General features: G+C 64.4%; 12 protein-coding genes. 4 read left to right on the top strand and 8 right to left on the bottom strand.

All coding sequences use genetic code 11. The annotated features are described in order from the left end of the window. From VGV07_RS09080 to VGV07_RS09070, 3 genes are all read left to right on the top strand, one after another. The coding region (locus tag VGV07_RS09080; RefSeq protein WP_326868374.1) for a DUF1036 domain-containing protein at nucleotides 1-739 on the top strand (739 nt) is incomplete at its 5' end. Further along, nucleotides 736-2,172 carry a pyruvate kinase gene (pyk, locus tag VGV07_RS09075; RefSeq protein WP_326868373.1) on the top strand — a complete coding sequence of 479 codons (1,437 nt, stop codon included), beginning with the start codon at nucleotides 736-738 and terminating at the stop codon, nucleotides 2,170-2,172. The genes VGV07_RS09080 and pyk, both read left to right, overlap by 4 nt. Before the next feature lie 182 nt (nucleotides 2,173-2,354). Beyond that, on the top strand, nucleotides 2,355-3,743 hold the full coding sequence (locus tag VGV07_RS09070; RefSeq protein ID WP_326868372.1) for a M20/M25/M40 family metallo-hydrolase: 1,389 nt from the start codon (nucleotides 2,355-2,357) through the stop codon (nucleotides 3,741-3,743). A 220-nt stretch (nucleotides 3,744-3,963) separates the two neighbouring features. Here the strand turns inward: VGV07_RS09070 and ykgO are convergent, their stop codons facing one another. Then, nucleotides 3,964-4,089: a type B 50S ribosomal protein L36 gene (ykgO, locus tag VGV07_RS09065; protein ID WP_055046235.1), complete on the bottom strand. Its 126-nt coding sequence runs from the start codon at nucleotides 4,087-4,089 to the stop codon at nucleotides 3,964-3,966. 156 nt (nucleotides 4,090-4,245) lie between these two features. On the opposite strand from ykgO, the gene VGV07_RS09060 reads away from it, so the two are divergent. Then, nucleotides 4,246-4,746 (top strand): response regulator, encoded by a 501-nt coding sequence (locus VGV07_RS09060; protein ID WP_326868371.1) that lies wholly within the window; start codon nucleotides 4,246-4,248, stop codon nucleotides 4,744-4,746. Here the strand turns inward: VGV07_RS09060 and VGV07_RS09055 are convergent. The 7 genes from VGV07_RS09055 to VGV07_RS09025 form a co-directional block, all read right to left on the bottom strand. Continuing rightward, nucleotides 4,730-5,737, bottom strand: coding sequence for a dipeptide ABC transporter ATP-binding protein (locus VGV07_RS09055; RefSeq protein ID WP_326868370.1), 1,008 nt, complete (start codon nucleotides 5,735-5,737; stop codon nucleotides 4,730-4,732). The genes VGV07_RS09060 and VGV07_RS09055 overlap by 17 nt on opposite strands. Then, on the bottom strand, nucleotides 5,737-6,720 hold the full coding sequence (locus tag VGV07_RS09050) for an ABC transporter ATP-binding protein (RefSeq protein WP_326868369.1): 984 nt from the start codon (nucleotides 6,718-6,720) through the stop codon (nucleotides 5,737-5,739). Before VGV07_RS09050 ends, VGV07_RS09055 begins: the two co-directional genes overlap by 1 nt. A gap of 2 nt (nucleotides 6,721-6,722) precedes the next feature. Next, nucleotides 6,723-7,640, bottom strand: a complete 918-nt coding sequence (locus VGV07_RS09045; RefSeq protein WP_326868368.1) for an ABC transporter permease — start codon at nucleotides 7,638-7,640, stop codon at nucleotides 6,723-6,725. Continuing rightward, nucleotides 7,640-8,563: an ABC transporter permease subunit gene (locus VGV07_RS09040; protein ID WP_326868367.1), complete on the bottom strand. Its 924-nt coding sequence runs from the start codon at nucleotides 8,561-8,563 to the stop codon at nucleotides 7,640-7,642. The genes VGV07_RS09045 and VGV07_RS09040 overlap by 1 nt, the downstream gene beginning before the upstream one ends. Nucleotides 8,564-8,668: 105 nt before the next feature. Then, the gene (locus VGV07_RS09035; protein WP_414649930.1) at nucleotides 8,669-10,276 is read right to left on the bottom strand and encodes a peptide ABC transporter substrate-binding protein; all 1,608 of its coding nucleotides are present in this window, start codon (nucleotides 10,274-10,276) and stop codon (nucleotides 8,669-8,671) included. 226 nt (nucleotides 10,277-10,502) lie between these two features. Beyond that, complete coding sequence (locus VGV07_RS09030; protein WP_326868365.1) at nucleotides 10,503-10,817, bottom strand: type II toxin-antitoxin system RelE/ParE family toxin; 315 nt, start codon at nucleotides 10,815-10,817, stop codon at nucleotides 10,503-10,505. Then, nucleotides 10,780-11,172 (bottom strand): hypothetical protein, encoded by a 393-nt coding sequence (locus VGV07_RS09025; protein ID WP_326868364.1) that lies wholly within the window; start codon nucleotides 11,170-11,172, stop codon nucleotides 10,780-10,782. The genes VGV07_RS09030 and VGV07_RS09025 overlap by 38 nt, the downstream gene beginning before the upstream one ends. Between the last annotated feature and the right edge of the window lies 1 nt (nucleotide 11,173).

Genomic DNA, 11,173 nt, shown 5'->3' with positions numbered 1-11,173 from the left:
TAATTCCGACAAAAGCCGCGTTTACCGGTTGACAGCGGGCGGAGCGCTGAGCACAAACACCTCGCGCGCTGCAAACGATTTCAGGCAATCCAACCCGGACGGTCCATTGCGCTACATCCTGGCCATCGCTGGTGTGCTCGCTGCCGCGTTCATTGCCATCGCCATCTGGATCTTCCTGCCGCGCCCCGATGCGCCGCTGAGCGCCGCCTCCGCGCAGGCGCAATCGCAGGCTCCGGCCGATCCGGCCGCCGCCGCCGCCGAGACCGGTGAAGGCAGCTTCCGCGTCTGCAACGAGACCGCCAACAAGGTGTCCGTCGCCTTCGGCTATCGCGCCGAGAAGGGCTGGCAATCCGAGGGCTGGTGGGTGGCCGAGCCCGACAACTGCGTCACCATCTACCGCGGCAATCTCGAAGCGCGCCGCTACTATTATGTCTACGCCGCCGACGATGTCAGCGGCGGCGCCTGGGACGGCAGCGTCTTCATGTGCACCCGCGACGAGACCTTCACCATCTTCGGTGTTGAGGATTGCCTGGCGCGCGGCTACGAACGCACCGGCTTCTTCGAAGTCGATACCAATAACCGCAGCGACTGGACGTTGCAGCTGACCGATGGCGAGGTCGTGAGCGGCGACACCGGCGCCACGGGCGAAGCCGTGCCACTCGAGGGCGACCTGCCGACCGACGGCGGCGACCAGCCGGCCGACGACACTCCTACTGATGAAGGTGCAGATTCCGAATGAAACGCTTGAGACGCGTGAAGATCGTCGCCACCCTGGGCCCCGCGTCCAACGACGAAGCCACGATCGAGAAGCTGGCGCGCGCCGGTGCGGACGTGTTCCGCATCAACATGAGCCACGCCAGCCATGAGCTGCTGAAGCAGACCGTCGGCTTCATCCGCAATGTCGAGGCGCGGCTGCACCACCCGATCGGCATCCTGGTCGACCTGCAGGGGCCCAAGCTCCGCGTCGGACGCTTCGCCGAAGGAGCAGTGCAACTGGTCGCCGGCAGCAAGTTCACCCTCGACAGCTCGGAAGCGCCGGGCACCGCCGAGCGCGTGTTCCTGCCGCACCCGGAAATCCTCGAATCCGTTTCGGTGGGCGATCGCCTGCTGCTCGATGACGGCAAGCTCCAGCTCCGCGCCACCAAGGTCGGCGGCGGGCAGGTCGAGACCGAGGTGATCTATGGCGGCAAGCTGAGCGACAAGAAGGGCGTGAGCCTGCCCGACACGCTGCTGCCGATGGGCGCCTTGACCGAAAAGGACCACGCCGATCTGCTCAAGGGCCTCGAGGCGGAAGCCGACTGGATCGCCGTCAGCTTCGTGCAGCGCCCCGAAGACATCATCGATATCCGCAAGATCGTCCAGGGCCGCGCCGGCGTCATGGCCAAGATCGAGAAGCCGCAGGCGGTGGAACGGCTCGAAGAGATCATCAAGCTCTGCGACGCCTTCATGGTGGCGCGCGGCGACCTCGGCGTGGAAATGCCGCTCGAACAGGTCCCCGGCCTGCAGAAGCGGATGATCCGTATCGCCCGCCGCTACGGCAAGCCGGTGGTGGTCGCCACCCAGATGCTGGAATCGATGATCACTTCGCCGGTGCCGACCCGCGCCGAGGTCTCCGACGTGTCGATCGCCGTGTTCGAAGGCGCCGACGCCGTGATGCTCTCGGCCGAAAGCGCCTCGGGCCAGTACCCGGTCGAAGCCGTGGCGATGATGAACAAGGTGGCGGTCGCGGTCGAAGGCGATCCGAACTATCGCGGCATCATCCGCGCCCAGGCCGCCGAGCCGGAGGCAACGGCGGCCGACGCGATCTCCGCGGCGACCCGCCAGGTGGCCGAGACGCTCGACCTCGCCGCCATCGTCACCTACACCTCGTCCGGTTCGACCGCCATTCGCGCGGCGCGCGAACGGCCCAGCAAGCCGATCCTGGCGCTGTCGCCCAACCTCAGGACGGTACGCCGTCTGTCGGTGGTGTGGGGCATCCACTGCGTGGAATCGCCCGATGCGGTGAACCTCGAGGACATGGTCGATCGTGCCTGCGTCATCGCCTATAACGAGGGCCTCGCGCGCCCGGGCGACCGCATCGCCATCACGGCCGGCATTCCGCTCGGCACGCCTGGCGCCACCAACATGCTGCGCATCGCTTTCGTTCGCCAGGATGGGGCGGGATCGTCGTAAGCGACGGGCTCAACTTCACCAAAGGCCCCCTCACCCGCCGCTACGCGGCGACCTCTCCCCCAGAGGAGAGGTGAGCTGGGGCTAGATCTCACCACAACGTCACCTCTCCCTTGGGGGAGAGGTCGGCCGAAGGCCGGGTGAGGGGGCCTTGCTCCAGCACCAGAACAAGGAAGCCAGCTCCCATGTCCACCGCCCTCGACGCTGCCCTCGCCCATGCCGATGCCCATCTCGACGACAGCGTCGCGCGGCTCAAGACCCTGGTGGCGATCAAGTCGATCTCCACCGATCCGGCCTATACCGCCGAGGTGCACAAGGCGGCGGACTGGCTGGCGGCGGATCTCAACGCGCTCGGCTTCGAGGCCTCGGTGCGCCCGACCCCGGGTCACCCGATGGTGGTGGCGCACGACCAGCAGGCGAACGGCCCGCACGTGCTGTTCTATGCGCACTATGACGTGCAACCGGTCGATCCGCTGAACCTCTGGCACACCGACCCGTTCACCGCGACGCTGATCAAGGGCGAGGACGGCGAGACCCGCATCGTCGGCCGCGGCACCTCCGACGACAAGGGGCAACTCCTGACCTTCGTCGAGGCCTGCCGGGCCTGGAAGGCAGTGAATGGCCCGCTGCCGATCAAGGTGACGCTGTTTTTCGAAGGCGAGGAAGAGTCGGGCGGCAAGAGCCTGCCGGGCTTTCTCGAAGCCAACAAGGCCGAGCTTGGCACTGCAGACGTCGCGCTGGTCTGCGATACGGACCTGTGGAACCGCAACACCCCGGCCATCGTCACCTCGCTGCGCGGCCTCGTCGGCGAGGAGGTGGTGATCACCTGCGCCAGCCACGACCTCCATTCCGGCATGTATGGCAACGCGGCGCGCAACCCCATCCAGGTGCTGGCCGATATCATCGCCTCGCTCCGCAACGCAGATGGCAGTGTCGCGCTCGAGGGCTTTTATGACGATGTCGCCGAACTTCCGGCCGAGATCGCGGCGCAGTGGAAGCGCCTCCCCTATGACGAGGCGGCCTTCATGCGCGGCGCCGGGCTCACCACGCCCGCCGGCGAACAGGGCCGCTCGGTACTCGAGCAGACCCGCTCGCGCCCGACCTGCGAGATCAACGGCATCACCGGCGGCTATACCGGCGATGGCTTCAAGACGGTGATCCCGGCCAAGGCCAGCGCCAAGATTTCGTTCCGCCTGGTGTCGGGGATGGATCCCAAAAAGATTCGCGCCGCGTTCCGCAAGCACGTCACCGACCGGCTGCCGCCCGATGCCACGGTGGAGTTCCACGAGCATGGTGGCGCCCCTGCCGTCTCGGTACCAACCGACGGCCCGTTCGTCGCCAAGGCGGCGGCAGCGCTGAAGGACGAGTGGGGCAGCGAGGCGGCGCTGATCGGCTCGGGCGGTTCGATCCCGGTGGCCGGCGAGTTCAAGAAGACCCTCGGGCTCGATACGCTGCTGATCGGCTTCGCTCTCGACGACGACCGCATCCACTCGCCCAACGAAAAGTACGATCTCAAGAGCTTCCACAAGGGCATCCGCTCGTGGCTCAGGATCATCGCCGGGTTTGCGAGCTAGGATTAGGCTGACTGAGAGAGACGGCCCCCTCCCATCCTCCCCCATGAAGGGGGAGGTGCCCCGCTGGTGCGTTTGGTACGATCGAAGACCGAACCTCGACTCTTCACCTCCCCCTTTATGGGGGAGGCCGGGAGGGGGCCGTCTGCTTCAGTCCGCACCCAAACAACAAAAAGCCCGCTTGCGCGGGCCTTTCAAACTTCGTGCAGTCGTGAGCAGCAGCTCAGCCCTGGCGGGCCTTGTAGCGCTTGTCCACCTTGTTGATGATGTACACGCGGCCGCGGCGGCGCACGAGCTTGTTGGCGCGATGGCGACCCATCAGAGCCTTGAGCGAATTGGTGACTTTCATGCCGAACCTCGGAACTGAAACAAAAACAGGCGCCGCGCGCCCTTCGAATTGGGGCCGTGATTAAGGGCAAAAACCCCTGCTGTCAACGCCCTTCCGCGGGTTTTCCGGGCCGCAGCGATTAACCGGCCGGCAAGACGCCGATGCGACACTGCAAGGATGCAGAAACCCAGCTTTGCCAAGCTCGATGTGCTCGTTGTCGATCCTTCGCCCCATATGGGCGCGTTGATCGGCCAGATGCTGCGCCACCTCAAGGTGCGCCGGGTCGACGAAGTACAGAGCTCCGATGGCGCGGCCGTGCTGCTGCAGAGCCATCGCTTCGGGGCGATCATGATGAACGACAGGCTGGCGCCGATGAACGGCGTCGCCGTGGTGAAGGCCCTGCGCTCAGCCTCCGAAGGGTTGAACCGCGACACCCCGGTCATCATGATGTCGGCCAGCCCCGACGCCGCCGATATCGCTGCGGCGCGCGACGCCGGCGTCAACGAGTTCCTGCGCAAGCCCTTCGCCACCCAGCATGTCGAGAGCCGGCTGGTGGCAGTGCTCACCGCACCGCGCCCCTTCATCGAGGCCAAAGCCTTCGTCGGTCCCGATCGTCGGCGCAAGCGCGCCGACCACAAGGGCGGCGAACGGCGTTCCGACGCTAAGCGCCCGGCTTGAGGTCCAGTTCCTGCCAGCGAATGCAGGCAACGCGTCGCCCGTTGCTGAGCGTATCGAGTGGTGGCCGCACCTGGGCGCAGCGTTCCTCGGCATAACGGCAGCGCGTGCGGAACGTACAGCCCGAGGGCTGGTTGATCGGCGATGGAATTTCGCCCACCAGCCCCTCGATGGTGCGTTGTCGCGCCCGCTTCGGATCGGGAATCGGCACCGCCGTGAGCAGTGCCCGCGTATAGGGGTGCTTGGGATCCTCGTAGAGGTCGTCGCCATCGGCGAGCTCGACGATCCGGCCCAGATAGAGCACCAGGATGCGGTCGGAAACGTGCCGCACCACACTCAGGTTGTGCGAGATGAAGATCAGCGTCAGCCCGAACTCGTCCTTGAGATCGCTCAGCAGGTTGAGAATCTGCGCCTGGATGGAGACGTCGAGCGCCGACACCGGCTCGTCGCAGACGATCAGCTTGGGCTCGCTGATCAGCGCCCGGGCGATACCGATGCGCTGCGCCTGTCCGCCCGAGAACTCGTGCGGATAGCGGTTGATCATCTCGGGCAGGAGGCCGACCGCTTCCATGGTCCTCAGCACCCGCTCGCGCCGCCCCTTGGCGTCGACCTCGGGCATCAGCGTCCTGAGCGGATCGGCGATGATCTCGCCCACCGTCATGCGCGGGTTCAGCGAGGCCAGCGGATCCTGGAAGATGATCTGCAGGTCGCGGCGCTTCTGCCGCATCTCTTCGGCCGGCAGCTTGGTGATGTCCTGCCCCAGCCACAGCACCCGCCCTTCGTCGGGGGCGAGGAGCTGCAGGATGCAGCGCCCGAGCGTCGACTTGCCACAACCGCTCTCGCCCACGATGCCCAGCGTCTCGCCGCGCTTGACCGTAAAGCTGATGTCCTGCAGGGCGCGCAGCTGGAAGGGCTTGGCGAACAGGCCGGCGGAGATGGCGAAGTTCTTCGAGAGGTTCTCGATCTTCAGCAGGTCTTCGGTGCGGTCCAGCATTATGCGACCTCCTCGTACTTGAGTTCGCCCTGGTACCAGCAGGCCTTCTCACGCACGTCCTCGACCGGCAGCAGCGGTGGCCGCTCCTCGAAGCAGCGCTCGAAACGGAAGGCGCAGCGCGGATGGAAGGCGCAGCCCTTCGGCAGGTGTTCGAGGCTGGGCGGCAGGCCCTGGATCGGATCGAGGCGCTTGGCGCGCTTGGCCACATGCGGCGTCGAGTGCAGCAGCCCCAGCGTATAGGGATGGCGCGGATCATAGAACAGCGTGTCGGTCGGCCCTTTCTCGATGCAGCGGCCGCCATACATCACCATCATGCGGTCGGCGACGCCGGCGACCACCCCCAGATCGTGGGTGATCAGCACCAGCGCGGTGCCGAAATCGTGGGTGAGGTTCTTGAACAGGTCGAGCATCTGCGCCTGCACGGTGACGTCGAGCGCCGTGGTCGGCTCGTCGGCGATCAGCACCTTGGGCTTGCAGAGCAGCGCCATGGCGATCATCACGCGCTGGCGCATGCCGCCCGATAGCTCGTGCGGATAGGCGTTGGCGCGCTTCACCGGTTCCGGGATGCCGACCCGCTCGAGCATTTCGATGACGGCGCGGTTGGCCTTTTCGGCGGTATAGCCCTGATGTCGCACCAGCACTTCGGCGAGTTGCGTCTTCACCTTCAGCGTGGGGTTCAGCGAGGTCATCGGATCCTGGAAGATCATCGCGATGTCTTTGCCGCGATAGCTGTCCAGCCGGTCCGGCGCCATGCCGATGAGGTTCACATCGCCCAGCATGGCGCGGCCCGACGCTTTGCCGTTGCGGGCGAGCAGCCCCATGATGGAGAGGAACGCCTGGCTCTTGCCGGAACCGCTCTCGCCCACCACGGCAAGCGTTTCACCCTCGGCGAGAGTGAAATCGAGGTCGGAAACTGCCTTCACTTCGGAGTTGTGGAGGGCGAAGGTCACGTCGAGATCATCGACGACAAGCACATCGGCCATATCTATCGGTCCTTGGGGTCGAGCGCGTCACGCAGGCCGTCACCCAGATAGGACAGGCAGAGCAGCATGGTGACGAGGATGGCGGCCGGGGTGAACAGCATCCAGGGCAGTGCCTCCGCAACCGGCGCACCGTCCGAGATCAGCGTGCCGAGCGAGGTCTGCGGTTCCTGCACGCCGAGCCCGAGATAGGAGAGGAAACTCTCGGTAAGGATGATCTCCGGCACGGTGAGCGTCGCATAGATCACCACGGGGCCCGTGAGGTTGGGCACGATGTGGCGGAAGATGATGGTGAAGGGCCCTGCCCCGCCGGCCTTCGCTGCCTCGATGAACTCGCGCTGCTTGATCGAGAGCGTCTGTCCGCGAACGATACGCGCCATGGTCAGCCATTCGAGGCAACCGATGCCGACGAACAGCAGCACCGGCGAGCGCCCGAAGATCACCACGAGGATGATCACGAACAGGATGTAGGGCAGTGCGTACATGATATCGACGAAGCGCATCATGACGGCATCGATCTTGCCGCCGAAATAGCCGGCAATGGCGCCATAGAGGATGCCGATCACCACAGACACGAACGTGGCGACCGCCGCCACCAGCAGCGACATCTGCGTGCCCTGCAGGGTACGGGCCAGCATGTCGCGGCCGTTCTGGTCGGTGCCGAAATAATGGCCCTTGGCCCAGTCCGGCGGCTTGCGGATGCCGGCCCAGTCGATCTTGTCGTAGGCCCAGGGCAGCAGATACGGCCCGACCAGCGCGAACAGCACGATGGCGGTGAGCACGAAGATCGAAACCAGCGCGGCCTTGTTGTTGAACAGTCGCCTCAGCGCATCCTGCGTCAGCGAACGCCCCTTGGGCGCCTCCGCGGCCAATGCGTCGGCATAGGCGGTGAGGGCGGCGTCTTTGCCAGTAATGCCGGCCATCAGCGGTACCTCACCTTGGGATCGAGCCAGGCGTAGAGGACGTCAACGATGAGATTCAGCGCCAGGATGATGAAAACGTAGAGAATGGTGGTGCCGAGCACGAGCCCGTAGTCGCGGTTGAGCGCGGCAGTAATGAAGTACTTGCCGATGCCGGGCAGCGCGAACACCTGCTCGACCACCAGCGAACCGGTGAGCAGGTACGAAAGGCCTGGCCCGAGATAGGAAACCACCGGCAGCAGCGCCGGTTTCAGCGCATGCCGGGCGAGGATCAATCGCGTGCCGAGGCCCTTGGATCTGGCAGTACGCACGTAATTGGTGCCCAGCACCTCAATCATCGAGCCGCGCACCAGCCGCGCGACGCGGCCGCCATGCGGCAGCGCCAAGATCAGGATCGGCAGCACCAGGTGGATCAGCGAACCCGGTTGATAGCCTCCGACCGGCAGCCAGTGCAGGTACACGCCGAACACCAGTTGCACCAGGTTGGCCATCAGGAAATTCGGGATGATGATACCGACGAGGACAATGGCGACCAGCAGGTAATCCGGCCACTTGTTCTGGTTCACCGCCGCGATGGCGCCGGCGATCATGCCGCCCAGCGTGCCGACGACGAAGGCGGAAAAGCCGAGCATCAGGGTGAAGGGCAGCCCGATGCCGATCAGCCTCGATACCGAGAAATCTTCCATCACCATGGATGGACCGAAATCGCCGCGGAACACCCCACCCAGGTAGATGAAGTACTGGGTGATCAGCGGCTGATCGAGATTGTAGTGGGCCCTGAGGTTCTTCATCACATCGGGCGGCAGCGCGCGCTCGCCGTCGAACGGCCCGCCAGGCGCCAGCCTGAGAATGAAGAAGCAGACGGTTATCGTGATCAGAACGATCGGGATAGCCGTCAGCACGCGCCTGAGCGCATATCCGAACATGTTGTGTGTGACCTTTCCCGCCAGCCCGCGGGGCAACGCCGTAAGCCGGCGGCAAAAATGCAATCTGGGACCGCGGGTATCACCCCGCGGTCCCTGTTGAGCCGGTTACTCCGACTTAGTCATCCAGCGGACACGGTTGATGTCCTTGGCGTTGTCTTCGAAGCCCGTGATCTTGGGCGAGACGACGTTTTTGGACACATACCAGTAGATCGGGATGGCGGCAAACTCGTCCATCGCCATTGCCTCGGCCTGGTGCATCAGGTCGGAGCGCTTCACCAGATCCAGTTCCTTCGAGGCCTGGTTCATCAGGTCGTCGAACTTCGGATTGGAGTAGCGGCCGTAGTTGTTGCCCCAGTTCATCACGCCATCCTGCGTGGTGCCGGTCTTGAGCAGGTCGAGTGTGTTGCTGGCGTCGGAATAGTCGAGCAGCCAGCCGGCACGGCCCACGTTGAAGTCGCCGGCGCGCAGTGCGTCGTAGTGCACGGCGGTCTCGGCGTTGAACAACTCGACGTCGACGCCGATCTGCTTCCACATGTCGGAGATGGCCACGGCAATGCGCTTGTGGTTCTCGTTGGTGTTGTAGCGCAGCTGCAGCTTCAGCGGCTTTTCCGGGCTGTAGCCGGCTTCCGCCATCAGCTTCTTGGCTTCCTCGACGCGCTGGTCATAGGGCATCTCGGCCCAGTCCGGAGCGTAGGGCGTGCCTTCGTAGTTGGCGGTACCGGCCGGAACCCAGCCGTAGGCCGGCAGTTCGCCGGTGCCCAGCACGTCCGGCCCGATCACGTCACGCAGCACCGAGATCGACAGCGCCTTGCGGATATTGACGTTGTCCAGCGGCGGCTTTTCCTGGTTCAGCACGTAGTAGTAGATGCCCAGGAACGGCGCCACGTGGGCCTGGCCCGGGTAGTTGTCCTGCAGGAACTTGTACTGGTCGGCCGGGAAGTCGGTAAGGATGTCGAGTTCACCCGCGCGATAGCGATTGAGCGCCGCAGTCAGGTCCTCGGTGTTGTCCCAACGGACTTCGTCGATCTTCAGGTTGTCCTTGCCGTAATAGGTGTCGGACTTGACACCCTTGAGATAAGAGCCCGGCACCCATTCGACCAGCTTGTACGGGCCGTTGCCGACGATGTTCGCCGGCTGGGTCCACTGGTCGCCGAACTTCTCGATGATGTCCTTGCGGATCGGATAGGCGGTGTAGTGGGTCAGCGCCTGGAGGAAGAACGGGGTCGAGGCCTCGAGGGTGATCTCGAGGGTCTTGTCGTCGATCGCCTTGACACCGAGTTGGCTGAAATCGGTGATCTCGCCGCCGGCGAGCTTCGACGAATTCTTGATCGGGAACTGCAGATAGGCGTATTCGGCCGCCGTCTTGGGGTCGAACAGACGCTGGAACGCGTCGACCCAGTTCTGTGCCGTCACCGGCACGCCGTCCGACCAGTTGGCGTCGGCGCGGATCTTGAAGGTGTAGACAAGGCCATCGTCGGAGATGGTCCAGGACTCGGCCTGGCCGGCAATCGCGTCGGCGTGGGCATCTTCGGCCATCAGGCCTTCATAGAGCTCGCCGATGATCCGGTTCTCCCAGTCACCGGAGGCCTTGTGCGGGTCGAGCGAGCCGGGCTCGCTGCCATTACCGAGGTTGAGCGTGATGGCAAACGCCGCGCTCGACATCATCAGCGCCAACGCGCCGGCGGTGGTCACCGCTTTAAGGACCTGTGTTATTTTCATTCTTGTCCCATCTCCTTGAAAGACATTTCCTGACCGGGCTGGCGATTAGCATGCCATGCCTCATTTTGGCCGGACTGGTCGAAACCGCCCGATTGGGTACGGACCCTATGGCATCAGGTTTTCGCTGACAAGCGGGACATTGACGTATGCGTCAAGTGTAGCACGAGGCGTGGGAAACTATACTTGGCTGTGGATAGTCTGGGGGCCGCGGGCGCTCAGGTCAGGGGTATTCCTGCCGCGCGTGAACGACATCGAGCACCTCGATCACGCCAGGTAGTGTCCGATAGATCACGATGTAGTTCGGATGCGCGACGATCTCACGCGTACCGGGAGCACGGCCAATGCGTCCTAAATTGGGGTGTTGGCGCGAAGGCTCGACGGACTCGAGAATACGCGACAGCATTCGCCTGGCCGCTGCTGGGTCATGATCTGCAATGTAGGAGATGAAATGATAGAGAGCAGCTTGGGCTTCGGGCCGCCAGTTGATCTCCCGCACGTTATGCCCGTTTCTTGGCGCGAGCTTCAGCGCGGGCAATGATTGCTTCTGCCCCCGCGACGACTGTGGAGTGCGCAACCGAAGGCCGCGGATCGGCCAAGGAGGCGGCAACCCGGGCGATCAGCCACTTCTCGTAGCTCGCCTCGGCTTCAGCACTCTCGAACTCCGAGACGATCGGATCATAGGACTTTGACACTGCGCGGCCGCTGCGGCGGCTCGCTGCAGCCTTGATGAGCTCGTCCATCTGCCTGACGACTTCGTCGTGCGGAGTGTCTGGCCCGGGATTATCGATCGCTGCCTGGACTCTCTCGCGGAACCAGCGGTCGTACGACGCAGCCTGCTCCTCGGTTTCAAACTCCGAAATGATGGGGTCTAGCTTCTTGCCGTCAGCCATC

It is taken from the genome of Devosia sp., from assembly GCF_035944845.1.
GTDB lineage: Bacteria > Pseudomonadota > Alphaproteobacteria > Rhizobiales > Devosiaceae > Devosia_A.
Note: the sequence above shows the minus strand (reverse complement) of the source record. Positions and strands in the feature narration are given on the sequence as shown.

Coding starts and splice junctions, on each gene's coding strand:
- pyk (WP_326868373.1), top strand. CDS start 736: ATGAAACGCTTGAGACGCGTGAAGATCGTCGCCACCCTGGGCCCCGCG.
- VGV07_RS09070 (WP_326868372.1), top strand. CDS start 2,355: ATGTCCACCGCCCTCGACGCTGCCCTCGCCCATGCCGATGCCCATCTC.
- ykgO (WP_055046235.1), bottom strand. CDS start 4,089: ATGAAAGTCACCAATTCGCTCAAGGCTCTGATGGGTCGCCATCGCGCC.
- VGV07_RS09060 (WP_326868371.1), top strand. CDS start 4,246: ATGCAGAAACCCAGCTTTGCCAAGCTCGATGTGCTCGTTGTCGATCCT.
- VGV07_RS09055 (WP_326868370.1), bottom strand. CDS start 5,737: ATGCTGGACCGCACCGAAGACCTGCTGAAGATCGAGAACCTCTCGAAG.
- VGV07_RS09050 (WP_326868369.1), bottom strand. CDS start 6,720: ATGGCCGATGTGCTTGTCGTCGATGATCTCGACGTGACCTTCGCCCTC.
- VGV07_RS09045 (WP_326868368.1), bottom strand. CDS start 7,640: ATGGCCGGCATTACTGGCAAAGACGCCGCCCTCACCGCCTATGCCGAC.
- VGV07_RS09040 (WP_326868367.1), bottom strand. CDS start 8,563: ATGTTCGGATATGCGCTCAGGCGCGTGCTGACGGCTATCCCGATCGTT.
- VGV07_RS09025 (WP_326868364.1), bottom strand. CDS start 11,172: ATGGCTGACGGCAAGAAGCTAGACCCCATCATTTCGGAGTTTGAAACC.